Source organism: Herpetosiphon gulosus, from assembly GCF_039545135.1.
GTDB classification, from domain to species: domain Bacteria; phylum Chloroflexota; class Chloroflexia; order Chloroflexales; family Herpetosiphonaceae; genus Herpetosiphon; species Herpetosiphon gulosus.
This window is the reverse complement of record NZ_BAABRU010000007.1, coordinates 162263-179800: the sequence shown is the minus strand read 5'-3', so window position 1 is coordinate 179800 and position 17538 is coordinate 162263. Positions and strand designations below refer to the sequence as shown.

17 protein-coding genes are annotated in these 17538 nt (G+C 50.2%); 3 read left to right on the top strand and 14 right to left on the bottom strand.

Translation table 11 applies throughout. From position 1 onward, the window contains the following. Nucleotides 1–220: 220 nt before the first annotated feature. Genes ccsA through ABEB26_RS11270 form a run of 6 tightly spaced genes read right to left on the bottom strand, consistent with a single transcriptional unit; the run spans nucleotide 221 to nucleotide 5561 of the window. Nucleotides 221–2566, bottom strand: a complete 2346-nt coding sequence (gene ccsA / locus ABEB26_RS11295; RefSeq protein WP_345722104.1) for a cytochrome c biogenesis protein CcsA — start codon at nucleotides 2564–2566, stop codon at nucleotides 221–223. A 58-nt stretch (nucleotides 2567–2624) separates the two neighbouring features. Continuing rightward, the gene (locus ABEB26_RS11290) at nucleotides 2625–3026 is read right to left on the bottom strand and encodes a cytochrome c maturation protein CcmE domain-containing protein (RefSeq protein WP_345722102.1); all 402 of its coding nucleotides are present in this window, start codon (nucleotides 3024–3026) and stop codon (nucleotides 2625–2627) included. Further along, the gene (locus ABEB26_RS11285) at nucleotides 3019–3243 is read right to left on the bottom strand and encodes a CcmD family protein (RefSeq protein ID WP_345722101.1); all 225 of its coding nucleotides are present in this window, start codon (nucleotides 3241–3243) and stop codon (nucleotides 3019–3021) included. The genes ABEB26_RS11290 and ABEB26_RS11285 overlap by 8 nt, the downstream gene beginning before the upstream one ends. Next, complete coding sequence (locus tag ABEB26_RS11280) at nucleotides 3240–4202, bottom strand: cytochrome c biogenesis protein (protein ID WP_345722100.1); 963 nt, start codon at nucleotides 4200–4202, stop codon at nucleotides 3240–3242. Before ABEB26_RS11280 ends, ABEB26_RS11285 begins: the two co-directional genes overlap by 4 nt. Nucleotides 4203–4228: 26 nt before the next feature. Then, on the bottom strand, nucleotides 4229–4921 hold the full coding sequence (locus tag ABEB26_RS11275) for a heme exporter protein CcmB (protein WP_345722099.1): 693 nt from the start codon (nucleotides 4919–4921) through the stop codon (nucleotides 4229–4231). Further along, nucleotides 4914–5561, bottom strand: coding sequence for an ABC transporter ATP-binding protein (locus tag ABEB26_RS11270; RefSeq protein ID WP_345722098.1), 648 nt, complete (start codon nucleotides 5559–5561; stop codon nucleotides 4914–4916). Before ABEB26_RS11270 ends, ABEB26_RS11275 begins: the two co-directional genes overlap by 8 nt. Nucleotides 5562–5762: 201 nt before the next feature. Here ABEB26_RS11270 and ABEB26_RS11265 point away from each other — a divergent pair, with 201 nt between their 5' ends. Together ABEB26_RS11265 and ABEB26_RS11260 are read left to right on the top strand one after the other, a co-directional pair. Further along, on the top strand, nucleotides 5763–7574 hold the full coding sequence (locus tag ABEB26_RS11265) for a hypothetical protein (RefSeq protein WP_345722097.1): 1812 nt from the start codon (nucleotides 5763–5765) through the stop codon (nucleotides 7572–7574). Nucleotides 7575–7684: 110 nt separating this feature from the next. Beyond that, nucleotides 7685–8173, top strand: coding sequence for an HIT family protein (locus ABEB26_RS11260; RefSeq protein WP_345722096.1), 489 nt, complete (start codon nucleotides 7685–7687; stop codon nucleotides 8171–8173). On the opposite strand, the gene ABEB26_RS11255 is transcribed toward ABEB26_RS11260, so the two are convergent. The 6 genes from ABEB26_RS11255 to ABEB26_RS11230 are packed head-to-tail and all read right to left on the bottom strand — an operon-like array spanning nucleotide 8174 to nucleotide 14589. After that, nucleotides 8174–9697, bottom strand: coding sequence for a cyclic nucleotide-binding domain-containing protein (locus ABEB26_RS11255; RefSeq protein ID WP_345722094.1), 1524 nt, complete (start codon nucleotides 9695–9697; stop codon nucleotides 8174–8176). 9 nt (nucleotides 9698–9706) lie between these two features. Next, nucleotides 9707–10381, bottom strand: coding sequence for a CAP domain-containing protein (locus ABEB26_RS11250; protein WP_345722093.1), 675 nt, complete (start codon nucleotides 10379–10381; stop codon nucleotides 9707–9709). Beyond that, nucleotides 10371–11216, bottom strand: a complete 846-nt coding sequence (locus ABEB26_RS11245; RefSeq protein ID WP_345722091.1) for a purine-nucleoside phosphorylase — start codon at nucleotides 11214–11216, stop codon at nucleotides 10371–10373. Before ABEB26_RS11245 ends, ABEB26_RS11250 begins: the two co-directional genes overlap by 11 nt. Nucleotides 11217–11264: 48 nt before the next feature. Next, nucleotides 11265–11948 (bottom strand): PH domain-containing protein, encoded by a 684-nt coding sequence (locus ABEB26_RS11240; RefSeq protein WP_345722090.1) that lies wholly within the window; start codon nucleotides 11946–11948, stop codon nucleotides 11265–11267. 56 nt (nucleotides 11949–12004) lie between these two features. Next, nucleotides 12005–12766, bottom strand: coding sequence for a DNA repair protein RecO (recO, locus tag ABEB26_RS11235; protein ID WP_345722089.1), 762 nt, complete (start codon nucleotides 12764–12766; stop codon nucleotides 12005–12007). Between the two features lie 11 nt (nucleotides 12767–12777). Then, nucleotides 12778–14589, bottom strand: coding sequence for a helicase-associated domain-containing protein (locus ABEB26_RS11230; RefSeq protein ID WP_345722088.1), 1812 nt, complete (start codon nucleotides 14587–14589; stop codon nucleotides 12778–12780). Nucleotides 14590–14674: 85 nt separating this feature from the next. On the opposite strand from ABEB26_RS11230, the gene ABEB26_RS11225 reads away from it, so the two are divergent. Next, nucleotides 14675–15442, top strand: a complete 768-nt coding sequence (locus ABEB26_RS11225; protein ID WP_345722087.1) for a TerC family protein — start codon at nucleotides 14675–14677, stop codon at nucleotides 15440–15442. A 171-nt stretch (nucleotides 15443–15613) separates the two neighbouring features. Here the strand turns inward: ABEB26_RS11225 and ABEB26_RS11220 are convergent, their stop codons facing one another. Together ABEB26_RS11220 and ABEB26_RS11215 are read right to left on the bottom strand one after the other, a co-directional pair. Further along, nucleotides 15614–16540, bottom strand: coding sequence for an SDR family oxidoreductase (locus ABEB26_RS11220; RefSeq protein ID WP_345722086.1), 927 nt, complete (start codon nucleotides 16538–16540; stop codon nucleotides 15614–15616). Next, nucleotides 16537–17511: a phytoene/squalene synthase family protein gene (locus ABEB26_RS11215; RefSeq protein WP_345722085.1), complete on the bottom strand. Its 975-nt coding sequence runs from the start codon at nucleotides 17509–17511 to the stop codon at nucleotides 16537–16539. The genes ABEB26_RS11220 and ABEB26_RS11215 overlap by 4 nt, the downstream gene beginning before the upstream one ends. Nucleotides 17512–17538: the final 27 nt, after the last annotated feature.

Below are 17538 nucleotides of genomic sequence, written 5' to 3'. Positions count from 1 at the left end.
GTTTAAACTCGCTAGCTACGGATGCAAACGCTGCTTGCATCCGCAGCGGTTATTATCAATTAGGTTGTCATGGTTTTTTGCATGAACAATTATGTTCCCTCACCCTCGACCCCTCGCCCACGGCGGCGGGCGAGGGGAGTTCCAACCTCATGATTGAAGTGCTTCCCCTCGCTCGCTGGGCGGGAGAGGGGGTTAGGGGGTGAGGGAAGCTAGTACGCGATTAGGCGGCTTGGGTTGCGGCCTCGGGTACGCTTGCTTGGGCATGGCGTTTGGTGGCATGTTCGATAAAGCGCCGTGTGGCAGCCAACGAGCCACCAAGCGTCATCACCACTGTGCCAACCCAAACCAAGCCAACCGCTGGTTTGGTGCTGACAAAAATATCAGCCCGTTCAGGCAAAACTGGTAAATCAAGCCCAACAATTTGCAATTGCACTTGGCGATTTTCCAAGCTTAAGGCTGAAATCAACACTTGGTTGCCATCAGCTAAGGTATATGGCTCAGGTTGATTGCCCACGTTGGCAACGGCGCGTAAACCTGGCTCGATCGTCGTGGCTTTACCCGCCTCATCGTAGAAGGTCAAACGCGCTTTGATCGTAATCTCATCGGTTTGGGCTTCGGCACCAGTGTGGTCCTCGGGCAGGCTATAATCGAAGTTTTGAAACACAAAACTATAGGGGCCGACGCTGCCTTTTTGGCCTTGAGCCAAGGTTAACAAATTGGGATCACTGGCGGCCAAATATTTACCAGGCGAGATATATAAATCGCCCCACCATTCGCGAATAATCGCTGGGTTGCTGATCCATTGGCCATCGCGTGGGTTGAGATACAACTGTGGTGCAGCATCTTGCACCTCGCCATCACCGCGTTGCACCGCCAAATCGATCACGCCTTTTTCGGCTCCTTGGTTGTTGGTGCGGGTTGCATAGCCTTCGAAGGTAATTTTATGGCCAAAGGCGGTTTGGGTCGTATTCAAGGGAATGGTCATATTGATGTCGGGCGAGCTATAGGCCGACGATCCGACGAAGCCAATTACCAGCAGAGCTGCGCCGATATGGGCTGCATAACCGCCGATCCGCATCCAGCCGCCACGCACTGTGCGCACGATCATCAAGATATTGACCCCAAGCCCCAAACTACCCAGCCCAAGGTAGGCCAGTGAGAGTGGTTTGCGCACGCCAAGCAACAAGCCAACCACTGTAGCCACTACTGCCAAAATCGCTGGCAAGCGTAGGGCAAAAATAAATTTGCGTATGTTGCCGCCGCGCCAACCAAGCAAAGGAGCCATAGTCATTAAACCAATCACGACCAAGCCAAACGGCGGTGTGACGGTGCGGAAAAAGCTTGGTTGCAAGCTAAAGCGGCCATCTTGGCTCGCGGCAATATCGAAGGCTTTGGCAAACGTCGTGCGTAGGCCATCGCGCAAAATCGGCGTTTTGGAGAACAAGGGCATTGACGTGCCAAGGCCCACAATCAGCGTGATAATGACCAGACAAAACATGCCCAGCACAAACAAACTATCACGGGAAAATAGGCTTTCCGAGAGTTTGCTGATTGGTACATCACGCCAGCGCTGGAAGAAAATGCCTAGCGAAACCACTAAACCAACTACCAAAACTGCTGCCATGGTCGTGCCAAGGCCATCTTCGGTAAATGAGTGCACCGAAAAATCGCCCAAAACCCCCGAACGAGTCAGGAATGAGGCATACATGACCAAGCCATAGGTCACAATTGCTAGGCTAAAGTTAGCGCGACGCAAACCACCATGGGCGCGTTGCACCAACATCCCGTGGAGCAAGGCCGTCACGGTCAGCCATGGCAAGAGCGATGAGTTTTCCACTGGGTCCCATGCCCAGTAGCCACCCCAACCCAAGGTTTCGTAGGCCCAATAACCACCAAGGGTTAATGCAGTCGTCAAGACAACCCACGCAGTAATTGTCCATGGCAAGGCTGCTTTGACCCAACCATCATAATCGCGCCGCCACAGCCCAGCGATGGCATAGGCAAATGGAATTGCCAACAAGCCATAGCCCAAGAACAAAATAGGTGGGTGAATCACCATCCATGGGTTGTGCAGCAGCTCGTTCAAGCCACGCCCATCTTCAGCATAGATGATTTGTTTGGCAACATCGAAGCGCAAGGCAAATGGATTGTTGATCAACATAAAGCTGATAATTGCTACTTGCACCGCCATCAAGGGCATGAGCACAAACGGCTCAAACTCGCGTGAGCGGCGTAGCAACAACGGCGCTGCCAACAAGCCAACCAAAGCCCAAATCATAAATGAGCCTTGTTGGCCAGCCCAGAGCGCCGAAAGTTTGTAGCGTAGCTCTAAATCGTTCGATGAGTAGTTATAAACATAATCGAACTCGTAGCGCCCAAAATAGAACAACGCCAAGAGCAGCAGCGAAGCCACAAGGATTGAAACTGCGGCGATCCGCACGCTCCAACGGCCCCAACTCAAGGCGGTGCGCTGGCCTGCAATCAGCAATGTATAGGAAGTGGTGGCGGTGAAAGCGGCAACTAACGCCACAACCAGCAGCAACGTGCCAAACATAAACAAATTCATGGATGATCCTCTGGTTTGGATTGATAGCTGGGGTTAGCACAAACCCCAGCCTTGCGACCTACTTGGCAGCTTGGGTATCTTCTTGATACTTCGATGGGCATTTGACCAACAAATCGTCGGCCACAAAAATGCCTTGGCTTTCATCAAATGCGCCAATTGCCACCACGCTAATCGCTTGATCAAAATTGCCTGGCTTGGGCTGGCGATACAGTACTTCGATTGGTTGACCCATTTCATCACGCATGGTAAAGCGGAATGAACCTGATTCAACCGTGCCTTGATTTTGCGGGTAACCCATGACTTGGACATTGCGCCCGCTGGCTTTGGCCTCGGTCACATTGACATAAGGAGTTAGTGAATCACCCATCGAGGTAAAGCCCAACCAACCTGCCAGCATTAACAGGGCAATCCCAACGATATGGAGTGGTTTTAAGCGAAAACGTGGTTTAACTTCAGACATTGCTAGTCTCCTTGCGCTCTGGGCTGACCCGTTCTGGCCGAATCGGGGCATTGCTGGTTTGATTGGCTGGATTGGCTTGGCGTTCTTGCAAGGCTTGGCGTAAGGCTTTGGCTTGGCGATCAATCTTTAGCAAATAGGCAAAAATGCCCAGCCAAACCACCAAGGTTACCGCCGCTGCCACATACATGGCTAAGCCTGGGTCGGTTAATCCATTCATATCGTGATTCCTTGTTGTAGTAATTGTTCGTTGATATCGAGCACATCGGCGCGTAACCACCAGAGCCAGAAGAACAGCAGCGTAAAGCCAAATAAGCTGGCAAAGAAGGTTAGCAGGGTGCGTTGCTCGGTTAGCAGGCCAATATTGCCTGTGTTGGCGATCGCAATTTCGACCGTTTGATTGCCTGGCTCGCCACTTAACCGCTTGATTTGTACATCGCGCAAGGTTTCGGGCAAGCGCTCAATGGCTTCGGGTTTATTGCTGGCCCGATTAAATGACGGTTTGAGTGTGTAATTTGTGCCATTCGATAAAATACTGACCGTAGCAACCGTTAGATCAGCTTGTTGCTCGATGCCCAGCAATTCAACTTTAAAATCCTCAATTGTGCCAATAATTCGCCCATTTTCGGTTAATTGAATGCCTTGGCAATTAGGTGTATTCAAAATGGCACAATTGGGGTGCAGCGTATCATCGGTGACCCGTGGAATCACAAAGATCAAAAATGGCACAGCCACAAACGCCAGCAGGGCATAGATCGAGCCAAGATAGCGTTGGCGTTGGCGATCTTCAATCGAGGTACGCAAGGCGAAATAGGCCGCATAAATCAACATTAATGCAGCAATTGCGGTCTCGCGTGGGTCCCAATTCCAGTAAGTTCCCCACACTACTTTGGCAAACATCGAGCCAGTTACCGTTGCCAGAATACTAAAAATCAAGCCCAACTCTGCCGCAGCCAAGGCCAAAGCATCGTCGCGGGCGCGGCCATTGCGCAGGTAGCGCCAGCTATAAATTGCCGAAAACAAAAAGGCTACACTGGTTAGCCAGCCTGTTGGCACATGCACAATCACAATTCGCCCAACGTTGCCCAAGCCCTCGTGAGCCGGCACCCACAAGAACATCGCTAGGCTGACCAAGGCGAGCCAAATTCCAGTAAACCACTTAAAGGTTGTCGCAAGCATGCTTAATTGTTCCCACCAGTAGAGTTTTAGGCTTCCCAAACTCGTTCAAACAGCCAGAGCGCGGCCACATGTTCAGCGATGGTATAGGCCGCAAGCAGTTGCAAACCGCTCCCAGCTGAACCCCATGTTCCGCCGCTCAATGCTAATTCGGTTGTTTCAACCGCGATAATCAATAATGGCAGCACCAAGGGAAAGGCCAAAATCGTAAATAACGAACCTTTGCCATCGGCCTTGGCGACTAAAGTTGCTAAAATAGTGGTTGCTCCGGCCAAGGCGACTCCGCCTAAACTGAGGGTGGCTAGAAACAAACCAACTTTGGCAATCGTAACATTCAACAAGCCAATAAACAGCAAGGTTACCAGTGTTTCGAGCAAGGCCAAAATCAACAAATTGACCAAGAGTTTGCCCAAATAGACGGCCAACGCTGGCACATTTAAGCGCAATAAGGTTGCGGTATGAGCTTCTTCCTCGCGTACAAACGTGCGAGCCAAGCCATTCATCGCCGCAAAAAAGATCGCAATCCACAAGAGCACGGCCAAGGTTGCTGCCGAACGTGGATCACGGCTTAGGCCCAATGGCCCCAAACGAAAGCTGACCATCACCGCAGTTGTGACTGCAAATAAGGCCATGGCATTCAGGGCATAGCGCGTGCGCAACTCAATTTGTAAATCTTTATAGGCAACTGCCCAAGCAGCTTGCCATAATGTTGGTTTAGCCACGTGCCGCCGCTCCTACCGTCAAAATCAAATCGGCCCAAGCAGCATCGCGCTCGTCGTTGGTGGCCAAAATGGTCAGGCCATGCTGACGTTGTTGTTCAACCAGTTGAGCCACAAATTGGCGACCATGCTCATCGAACATGGCGGTTGGCTCATCGAGCAGCAGCACTGGTGGCTGGGCTAAAAGCGCAATTGCATATTTCAAACGCAAGGCCATGCCCGATGAAAAATGGGCAACCTGTTCTGCCTCACGCCCAGCCAAGCCAACTTGCGCCAACAATTCGCGCCAATAGGCTTGGTCGGCGGCTAAACCACGGGCTTTGGCTAAAAATTGCAAATGTTCGATCGCGCTTAATTCACGATACAACGCGACATCTGGCCCCACAAAGCCGATCCATGGGCGCATGGTGTTTGGGCTATAGGTTTGGCCTTGCCACTGATAACGAATTGTGCCAGCACTTGGCCGTTCGAGGCCGCAGAGCAAGCGCAAAAAGGTCGATTTGCCAGCGCCATTTGGGCCGCGTACTGCCAAAACTTCGCCACTATGCAATTCGCCCGCCAACTGGTCATAGACCGGGCGGGTGTTGTAGGTTTTGGCAAGCTCGTGCCAGCTCAGTTGAAGCGCCGCATCTGTTCGATTCATCACAGAGTCTATTGTATCATAGGCGCTTGGCCGTTTGACGCTTGAGAGCGAGCTATTTCAGGTTGGCTTCTTTAATGATTATTAATATCTAGTAAGCTAGATAGCTTGTTTTTTGGGCCATTTGTCCTATAGCGGGAGTAGTCCTAGTTGATGAATACTTAGAAGCCTAGGCCCATTAATCTTATATAGAGGAGGACCCCTATGAATAACAGGCGGCTGGCCCTGTTAGTGAGCTTGTGTGCAGTGTTGCTTAGCTTTGCTGTGGCTAAACGACCTGAAGTAACAAGCGCCAAGGCGTTATTAACGCCAACCCCAACGCCACTTCGTTCCGAATTAATTCTGAGTGGCCCGACCGAAGTCCAAGTTGGTGAACTGTTCGTGATCATGATTCAGTATGTCAATATTGGTTTGCCCTACACCTCGATCACCATGAGTCCGAACAATCTGGCGCAATTTGATCCGCCTATGACGATGCCTTGCAAGTACAATGAACACCCAACAGGTTGTCGTGCAATTACATTACGGGCAACGGCTGAGGGAATGTTAGAAATTTCTGCATCGGCGACTGGCGAAGTGCCGATTGCTGGCGGTGGTTGGGCTTGGGGCAGTGCCCAAGCGCGTAATCCAATTTGGATCAATGTCGTTGATCCGAATGCGACGGCAACTCCAACCCCAATGCCAACATGTGTTCCAGCAACCCGAACCCCAACTTCTACGCTACAGCCAACCTATACGCCAACTCCAGCGGGTCAGGCGACGGCGACTCCAACTCCAACCAAAACCCGCACGCCAACGCCAACGGCGCTGCCATGCCAACAAACATCATATGCTGAGTTGCTGTTGAGTGCCCCAAGTCAAGTCCGAGTTGGTGATATCTTTACGCTAACGATTGATTATGTGAACATTGGTGCGCCAGATACTGGAATTAGCCTCAGCCCCAATGGTTTGGCCCAAGTGGAACCGCCATCAGTCATGCCATGCGATTTCTTTGAAGACCCAACCCATTGTACCCAAATTCGCTTGCGAGCAACTGCTGTGGGCGAATTAACGATTGATGCCTGGGCGACTGGTGAATTATTTATTGACGGTGGCTGGATGTGGGGTGGTGCACGGGCACGCAACCCAGTTTATGTAAATATCGTGGCGGGCGATGGTACACCAACCTATACGCCAACCCCAACCAACACTGGTACTCCTACCCCAACCTTCCCGACCGCGCCATGCTTTACGCCAACGCCACAACCATTAAATAGCAATGGTGTGCAAACAACCCGGGTACCATGTACACCGACTCCAACCCCAACGACAACGCGGACACCGACCCCAACCTTTCCAAGCTATCCATGCTACACGCCAACAACGCGGCCAACCCACAAGCAAGCGCCTCAAGTAACCCAAGCACCGTGTACGCCAACCCCAACTTTTACCCCGACCCCGACCTTCCCAAGTGCACCATGTTTCACGCCAACGCCACAACCATTAAATAGCAATCGCGTGCAAACAACCCAAGTTCCCTGTACGCCAACGCCAACGGCTACTAAAACTGCCACTCCATGTCCAACCAATTTGGCAATGAGTGGTAGTACTTGTATCGGAACGCCAACGATCACGCCCACCAGTGGTAGCCCGACAGTCACGCCAATTGTTAAAGAGCTGATTTTGAGTGCTCCAGCGCTGGTCAATGTTGGCGACGTTTTTAGCCTCACAATTCAGTATGTCAATATTGGTGTGCCTTATACCGGAATCACGCTCAGCCCAACCGGAACTGTCCAATTCGATCCACCATTGACGATGCCATGTAAATTCAACCAGCACCCAACCGATTGTCGTACAATTGGCTTGCGGGCGGTTGCTCCTGGCACGATTGAAATTGATGCTGGAGCAACTGGCGAAGTGCCAATTGCTGGTGGCGGCTGGGCTTGGGGTAGTGCTTATGCCCGTAATCCCATCAATGTGCAAGTGCGTAGCGTTTTAGCCCACAAAGCCTTTATTCCGTTTGTCAAAACCCAATAAATAGTCGATTTCAAGCTTCCTCAACCGATCGTCATAACGACGATCGGTTGGCATTTAAGCAGCAATTCTCGGCTACAATGGCGCTGGTTCTTTGGATTTTGGAGGTTGTAATGGAGATCAAATGGACACCTTGGCGTGGGCAGTTTGTCAAAGGCGAAACACCCAAAGATTCGCGCTGTGTCTTGTGCATCAAACATGAAGAATCAAACGATGCTGAAAATCATGTGCTTTATCGTGGGCAATTTAGTTATGTGCTGATGAATTTGTATCCCTATAATCCAGGCCATTTGATGATTGTGCCCTATGCCCATACCAACGATTTTGCTAATTTGCCCGCTGCAACTGCCGCCGAAATTATGCATTTGACCCAACGTTCAGCCACAATTTTGAGCACGGTGATGAACCCACATGGCTATAATTTGGGCATGAATTTGGGGCGGCCAGCTGGCGCGGGCATTGATGAACACTTGCATATGCACATTGTTCCACGTTGGAATGGCGATACCAACTTTATGCCATTAATTGGTGGAGTCAAGCTCATTCCCGAAGCCATGGATGACACCTACGCCGCTTTGGTTGGTCATTTTCAAGCGTTGTAGTTATTTGCTCAAATCAAGCAGCACATCGCGGATGCGCTCGGTGATTGAGCGGGCGGCGGGGGATGGCGTGGGGTTTTGGTTGACCGAGCGTTGCTGCTCCAGATAATTGTGGGTGGCTTGCTGACGCTCGGCTACCATAACCCCCAGACGTTCGGCCAACGAGGGATTTTTGGCATACAGCGGAGCCAGATCGTGGCGTTCGATCACAATTGTGCGGGTATCTTCCTCGGCAATCACGCTGGCCGAACGCGGTTCATCCATTAACATGCCACGCTCACCAAACACATCGCCAGCACCTAAGTGCGAAACGACGATTGCTGGCTGATCGTCATGAGCAACCTCAACTCGCACTTTGCCGCGGGTGATTGCGTACAAAATATGTTCGTGGCGGCCTTGATGCGCCAGAATTTCGCCGCGTTCGAATAAGCGAATTTCGACGTTCTCCGATAAAAAGCGCAATTCTTGCTCGTGCAAGCCATCGAGCAGCTTGATTCGGCGGAGGCGATCAAAAATTTGCTCAGGCGTGTAATCAAGCCGACGTTGCCGACTAGCTTGTTCAGGGCGGGTCAGCACCATTTCGTTTGAGGCAAAGTGTATGCCTTGACGCTGGAACACATACCAAATCCGGCTCAGCGCATCGCCTTGCAACTGTGGAAAATCATCGTAGTTGCTGATCCAACATTTAACTTCGTAGGTCGTCGAGAAAGCGGTGTAGTTGCGCACAAACACAAATGGTTCAGGCTGGGCAACGACCCCGCGACTGGAAAGCACTGCTTCTTTCAACAATTCGCGTACCATCATTGGTGGGTGCACACAATCGACGGTTACTGCAACCCGCATGGCCACAGGCAAGCCAGTTGCACTCATATTGATAATTTGTTGTTGAGCAATAATCGTGTTGGGGATGACTACGACCTGACCATCACGCGGCTTGACTCGGATTGCCCGCCAGCTCATCTCCAAAACGCGGCCATAACCAGTTTGGACATCGATAAAAATCCAATCGCCAGGCATAAAAGGCCGCTCCATTTGCAGCGCAATCCCAGCAATCACGTTTTTGAGCAAATCTTGTAAGGCCAACCCAACCACAGCGGTAAAAACGGTTGAGCTGAGTAGCACTGTGCCAATTTGTACTTTGAAAAAATGACCAATACAAATCAGCAAGGTCATGAGCAGCACAAAACCACGGGCAATATCACGCATCAAGCGCGGGATAGCATTGGGACGACCATCGGCAGCCAAACGCCGCACCAATAGTTGATCTCCAATATGTAAAACAACCGCAATAATCGAAACAGTCACGGTGGTTTGCAGGATTTTGGTGAGCAGCGGCCAATGCTCAAGCTGTTGATCCGACCATAGGCCAATTAAGCCAGCACTGCTGAGCGCCAAAAATTGGCCAAGGATGCTTAACCCGCTAATCAGCCCAATGCGCCGACCAAGCCGAATTAACAGGCGCAACACTGCATAGGTGCCAATCGCCCACAGGATTGGCTGAATGATATGCTCAATTACGCTTAACATAAGTGCATCTTAGGGTTTTGGTTCGGCCATGTCAAGCACCCAATACGGGTGGTCGCCAACGTAGGCGAGGCCAATGCCCACATGGCGATAGGCACAATTGGTGATGTTGGCACGATGTGGCCCATCAACTGGCTCGTCCATCCATTGGGCTACAACCTCGACCGGAGTGGCAAACCAAGCTGAGATATTTTCGCCGCGTCGAATAAATTGATAGCCAACCGCTTCAAGCCGCTGGCTGTAGCTTCGACCATCGCTACCAACGTGATCGATTTTTTGATGCTGAGCCATATCGTCAGCATGAGCTTGGGCGATGTTTTGCAAGCGTGAATCGAAAACCAAGGCTGCACAATTGGTTTGTTGGCGCTCGCGATTAACCGCTGTTAATAGATCAAGTTTAAGGTCACCAGAACTGGTCAAACTGGCAGTTGCTTGGATAGTTGCTGATGGAACTGGGCTGGCCGAGTTGCTTGGGCTGGCTGGGCTAGTGGTACTTGCTGTTGATGCTTGATTGGGCGTGATTGTCGGTAGGGTTGGCAACGCGCTAGGGCTAGCAATTGGATTGCTAGCGCTCTCAAAGCGAATAATCGTTCCATTGAGGCGTGGCGCTAACCACCACACCCCAATGATCATGCCAATCACAATTCCTACCAGCAGTAAGCCTAAGCCACGCAGACTATTTGCCATAGGCGGCGATTTGGCTTAGTACATCGGTGATCAATGCACTGAACATTGGCTTGGCAGTTTCGCCTGCTTCCAGCACCTCTTCATGGTTGGCTGGTGGTGCGTCGGGGTGGGCAATGTTGGTGATCAACGAAATGCCCAAGACGCGCATGCCACGATAGCGAGCCACAATCGTTTCAGGGGCGGTAGACATACCTACAGCGTCAACCCCAACCCCGCGCAGATAGTTCATTTCAGCGCCAGTTTCAAACGATGGCCCTGCTAGCATGGCATAAACCCCTTCGCGTAGGGTTGCGCCAGCGCGTTCGGCGGCGGCCTTGGCCATTGCGCCTAATTCAGGATCATAGGCATTGAGCATGGCAGGGAAACGTGGGCCAAGCGTATCGTCGTTGTGGCCGCGCAATGGATGAAACCCCGCCATGCCTGGCATAAAAATATGGTCACTGATGCGCATCAAATCGCCAACCTGCCAATTGGCATTTAAGCCACCAGCAGCATTTGTAACAATTAGTATATCCGCTCCCAGCGCTCGCATCACATGGACTGGCAAGGTCACTTCATCCATGGCATAGCCTTCGTAAAAGTGAAAGCGACCACGCATTGCCAGCACTGAAACCCCACCAAGCTCACCTAAAACAAGCTCACCGCGATGGCCTGGTACTGCCGAAGGAGCAAAACCTGGAATCGCAGTGTAGGGAACTACCACGGCATCCTGAATATGATCAACAAGTTGGCTCAAGCCAGAGCCAAGAATAATGCCGACTTGGGGGACACGCTCGGTATATTGACGAATGGCGGCGACTGCGCCAGCGATTGCTTGAGTTCGGTTGGTGGTCATGAATTGAAATCCTTTGCAACAATAGCCACATTGCTATGGCCGCAGGCATTATATCCGACTTAAAATTTCACGTTTTTTGGCTTCAAAATCAGCATCAGTAATTAAATTTTTCTGACGGAGATCGTTTAAGCGCAACAATAACTCTTCAACGTCCTGATCGTTGGGGCGTTGATAGGGCGGTACAAAGTTTTGATAGGCATTAACTGATTGCATATACATCGCTGGTTCACGGTCGTGCTCTTCTTTGGCATTGAGCATGGCGCGTTTAAATTCAAGTGGAGCACGAATAAATGCAAAGAAGTTATCGCTATTTTCGTTGGCGGTTTGCACCTCAAGATCACCATAATTAAACATACGACCCATAAATGTTTGACGCATTTGAACATCGTTAATTTTATCAAGTGATGAATCGAGGGTCGTTTTATTAACAATGCCGCGCAAATGAATGACTCGACGATCGGTTAATAAAAACTTTTCGTTACGCCAACGCAGGAAGTCCACTACAGCGCTCGCCAGAATCAACAGAATTATTGCAATTAGAATTAATTGCACATATGGTTGGATTTCTTGCCATTTTTGGCTTGGCAAATTGGTGATAAACACAATTGCCGCAACCATAATTGCTATAACAACGACTTCAAAGCTAATGCGTCCCAAGAAAACGAACGGATGCTGATGGGCTTGATATTTAATCTCTTCGTTTTCAGCCAAGAGTTGCTCAACATAGCTCATTGGTTGTGCTCCTTTAGGGGGAATCGCGGCTAGTGTAGTGGTAAGCTATAGGCTTGTCAACCACGCACTAAATTGAGAAATTGGGTCGATTTTAGCTCACGCTCTAAAATTTGACTTAACGAGGCTTTCAAAACGGCACGAGCTTCATGGACTGTTGCTGGGGCTGGCACAAGGCTGACGACCGTCTCCAGCGGCATTCGCGCCAGATAGCGTAACAATTTGAAGGTATTGAGGTTGATCGGCAATGTTCGTGGCTCGCTGCTTGAACATTGTTGACATAAAACACCTCCAGTGATTGGGCTATACCGATCTGCTTCTGGGCTAAGCTCGCGTTCACAGTTAGCACAATCAAACAAATGTGGCCGATAGCCTGAAAGAATCAGCGTGTGTAATTCATAATACCGCAAAATTACATCGCGCCGCACAACTTCATCAAGCACATCCAACGCTGCTAGGGTTTCGCATGTTAGGCGAAAAAGCGCCGGATTATCGCTCTCATCGGGAGTCATTTGATCAAGCAATTCGGCCACATAATAGCCTTGGCTGATCCGCGAGAGATCTTCACGCAAGCTCCGAAATGGCTGAACCACCCGACTTTCGGTCACAACATCGAATGAGCGCCCTTTGGCAAGTTGTAAGCGGGTATGGATAAATAGCTCCAAGTGGCCTGCCAATTTGCTGGTCATTTTGCGCACACCTCGAGCTGTAACACTGAGTTTGCCATGATGCGGCGTATAGATCGTCAGAATCCGATCAGCCTCGCCAACATCGAAGCGCCGAATAATTAAGGCTTCAGTGGTATATAATCGGTCGCGCATGCTGGCTCCTTCTAGCTTCGATTAATGATTGATAGCCATTGGTTGACGTTGGCAGTGAGCTGTTGGCGTTGGCTGCTGGGCAAGGCCTGCAACACCCGCTCAATCACTGTTTGACTGACCAAATTTGGTGCTAAACGCTGGACTGTCAATAAGGCAGTAATCAATTGTTTAAGATCATGGTCATTGATCCGTTGATCTGGCTCGCTGACTGGGTTGATCGCATAGCCTGCCGCATGTAACAGATTGGTTAATGCGGCACTATCGGCTATTTCCAATTCCCAAAGTTGGGGAGTAAGCTCGGCGTATGGCGGTAAGTTGGGCAGCTTAGCCAGCTCATTGAGCAATCTGGGATCATCGGCTTCCAGCAACAACGCCGGACGGGCCAATAGGTGCTGGCGGTCGTTTTGCCATTGCTGAAATAATGTTTGCAAATCGCTTGGCACTGGTCGGTCACACCAGCGTTGCAAAAATGTTTGCATTTGGCTAGCCTGAATTCCGCGCTGCAAGGCTTGACTATACGAATGGGCAGTCAAGCGCACGAGCATTGTGCCCTGCGTATCGGTTGATTGCCATTCGGTGATGCGTTGGATTTGAAAACGCGGCAGCGGCTCAACCGTTGGTGGAACCCGAATCAGGCCATCGCTGCTGAGTTGTAGTTGTCCAGCAAAATGGCTTGGTTCGTGCACTGGATCGATTAAGCAGCTTGCCCATTGAGTTAAGCGCAAGGCCTGTGGATGGTTAATTTGATCTATATCAAGCAAGCCCAGCCAGAACAATGGCCCTTGGCATGTGGCTTTGATCCATGCGCCCTCAACTTCGGCCCAATGCTGCCAACCAACTAGTGACTTGCCAGTTTGATCGTGAATGCCAGGCTGCTCAAAATCGCTGCGCAAGAGTTCGGGGTGCAAGGCTTGGATTTGTGCCAGTAGATCGTCGAAGTCCAACCATTGATCACGTGGCGCAGTTCTTAATACTTGCCATAAGGCTTGGCGAGCAGCTTGGAGCGTCCATCGAACTTGAATCTGCAACTCAGTCAAACTAAATTCATCAAAATCACAAGTCGACCAAGCAGCAAACAAGTGCTCTAGCCGCTGTTTGGGTGTTGCTTCCAGCCAATTAATTGGCTTACCAGCGAGCTGAAGCTGTTGATGTTGGATTTGGACTAAGCCAGCTTCAAGCGCCACACTCCGCAGCCAAGCTAATTGAGGAAATTGTCGTTCGCTTGCTGGCGTAGAAACTGCTATGCGTTGACAGATTGCTTTCAATCCATCGCGTTCAAATTGGAGTTGGCGAGTCAGCCGCAGTGGTTGCTGATAACACAGCGCCAGGATTGTGGTGAGCAGCGTTTCAGTTTGGCTGAGATCAGCTTCGAGCCAGTTGCTTGGGCTGGGGTGTTGCTGCCAGGTTGGCAAACTTGGGGCCGCAACTGCTGGCAAAGCCTGCAACCAATCGCTAAAAATCACGTAATACTCGCCGTCCAGCGTTTTGAGCGGCTGAAGCAAGCCCAAAATATAAAGACGTTCGAGCACCGAAGCTTGGCCATGCAGCGCCAATAAATAGGCCCGAGGAGTCACAATATCCCGATGTGAGCGAATTTTGCCAAACTCACGTTCAAGCGTTTTGGCCGCGAGCTTACCACCAGCCGCAATCACTCGATCAAGCGCTGAGCGTTCAGTCGTCGATAAACGTGCAACCAAGGCTTGGATGGCACTTGGTTGCCCAAGCTGAGCAGCATCAGCAACCTGCCATAAATGCGCCAGCACATGGCGTTCGCTGGTAGGTAAGTTGGCTAGCCATTCGATTGAAGCATGTGTTCGTATCATATAAGAAATTATACTCTTTACATTGCCGCATGATTGCATACAATTTGGAAGAATTCATTTTCGCTAATTGAAGGAGCGCACCTGTATGGAATGGTTATCAGATCCACAGACTTGGGTATCGCTATTAACCTTGACTGTGCTTGAAATCGTCTTAGGGATCGACAATATTGTTTTTATTTCGATCCTATCGGGCAAACTACCCCAAGCGCAACAAGCCAAAGCTCGTCAAGTAGGGTTAGCTTTAGCCTTATTTACGCGGATAGGGCTATTGTTCTCGCTCTCGTGGGTAATGGGTTTGGTTAACCCGCTATTTACAGTTGTCGGCCAAGCAATCTCAGGGCGCGACTTAATTCTGATAAGTGGGGGCTTGTTCCTCTTGGGCAAGGCAACCTTTGAAATTCACGAACGCTTGGAAGGCTCTGAACATCATGAGCAAAATGTCAAAGCTAAATCCTTCAATTCGGTGATTGCCCAAATTCTAGTCTTAGATATTGTGTTCTCGCTCGACTCAGTGATTACGGCTGTGGGCATGGTTGATCATATTGAAATTATGATTGCAGCAGTGATTATTGCCGTAGGTGTGATGTTGCTCTCAGCAGGTAAAATTAGCGATTTCGTCAATCACCACCCAACTGTCAAAATGTTAGCCCTCAGCTTCTTGCTCTTGATTGGGATGTCGTTGGTGGCCGAAGGCTTCGATCAACACATTCCAAAAGGCTATATTTATTTTGCAATGGGCTTTTCGGTATTGGTCGAAATGCTCAATTTGCGGGTTAAGAAGGTTACTCAAAAGCCTGTTGAATTGCGCCAACCTTCATATTTGCAAGATGCGGTGGAAGAAAGCACCAAGTAATCGCTTGTGTAACGATGCAACGGCGGGTAGTTGCTACCCGCCGTTGTTGGTTTAATTGGATTAGTTGGAATGGTTCATTTCTAGTATGTTCCCCTCGCCTGCCGCAGTTGGAGAGGGCTAGGAGTGAGGGAATCTCAAAGGAGTAATGTAATAAAGCATTACATCTAGATTTCAACTGTGACGAGCAGTGTTGCGCTTTTTGATATAGTCGATGCCATCGCCTAATGCCAACGGCCTATGCCCAATCAGTTGCTCGGTAGCCGATTGGGGCGCACTATTGTCGAGGCTGAGCATGGTCAATTGGGCAGGCGTGACTGGTGGCTTGGGCAACAGTTTATCCATCATAAAAACTGCTGGTTTCATTAATGGTACTGGTACATAGATTTTGCTGCGTTTTTTGCCCAATTTTTGCATAATCAGATCAAGCATTTGCTCGTAGGTCAGCGCTTCTGGCCCACCCAATTGATAAATTTGGCCGATCGTGCTGCGATCATCCAAGGCTTTGATAAAGGCATCGATCACATCGTCGCGCCAAACTGGCTGAAATTTGGTTTTGCCATCGCCAACCACAGGTACAAACGGCGCTGGGGCAATCATCAACGGGCGGCGCACCAAATCGGCCAAGGTATTGATAAATTCATCGCCTTCGCCAAAAATCACCGAAGGCTGAAAGACTGTCCATTCTAAGCCACTGGCCTCAACATATTTTTGGGCCCGAAATTTGGTATCCATATAGGGCAAATTGGGGTCATTGACCACGCCAAGCGCACTCATATGCAAAAAGCGCTTGACTCCAGCGGCTTTGGCAGCATCGACCACATTAACCGTGGCCTGATAATTCATGCGTTCGAAGCTGATTCCGCCCGAACGTTCGCGAATAATCGCCACCAAATGAATAACCGTGCTGACCCCTTTCATTGCTGCGATCAACGACTCAGGATCGGTCACATCGCCTTTGACAATTGAAACATTGCCAGCAACCAGCTTTTGAGCTTTTTCTGGGGTGCGAACTAAAACTCGCACTGGCTCAGGGCGTTGGCGTAATTTTTCAATCAAACGTGAACCAACATAGCCTGTGCCACCAGTTACTAAAATCATACTTGCCCCCATTGATCAAGCGGAAACTCACGGTTGAGCTTGCGCAAGCGCCAGAGAATGTTGGGTAAATAGGCCAATTTTGCCCCTAACGAGAGGCTGGCGCGTCGGTTAAATACATCATAGTCATTACGCACAATCTGATCAAGAATGCCGCGATAGACGGTTGCAGCAGTTGCGACGGCGAAGCGTGAATCGGGGTGCAATAAACCGATGCCCTGCCAACTTTCATCGTAGAGTTGATGCGCCCGCTGCATTTCAAATTGTAATAATTGCTGCATCTGTGGGCTGCGCACCCCATTCAAAATATCTTGTTCGCGCACCCCAAAGCGTTCTAAATCCTCTTGTGGTAAGTAAATTCGGTTACGCCGCGCATCTTCGCCAATATCGCGCAGAATGTTGGTTAATTGCAAGGCCACACCTAATTTGATCGCGTAAGGCACGGCTCCTGCTGCATAACCAATCACTTGCATGCTGAGCAAACCTACTACTGAAGCCACACGATAGCAATAGAGCCATAAATCGGCAAAGGTTGCATAGCGATTGATCGAGAGATCCATCTCGACTCCCGCCAACAATTCGGATTCAAGTTTGCTAGAAATTCGAAAATGGTTGCGCACATGATGCCAAGCCAATGGCACGGGGTCGTCGTGACGTGGGGTGGAACGCAAAGTTTTGAGCCATTGTTGCAAACGTTCTGGGGCTGTTTCAGGGTGCATGTCTACCAAGTCGTCGCTCGTTCGACAGAAGGCATACAACACCCGAATTGCATCACGCTTACGAGCAGGCAACAATTGAGTACTAAAATAGAAGCTCTTTGAGTGAACGTTAGTTAGTTCGGTACAATGGGCATAAGCATGATTAAGCCATTGGTTGCTGGGCTGATGTGACACGCACTCGGCAACCGTTGGAATAAATTGAGCTGGTAAGGTCAACCCAGCACACATTTGAGGATCGAGCGAAGGCCAAGACATAGCGCATCCTTCCTGCTACAGACTCAC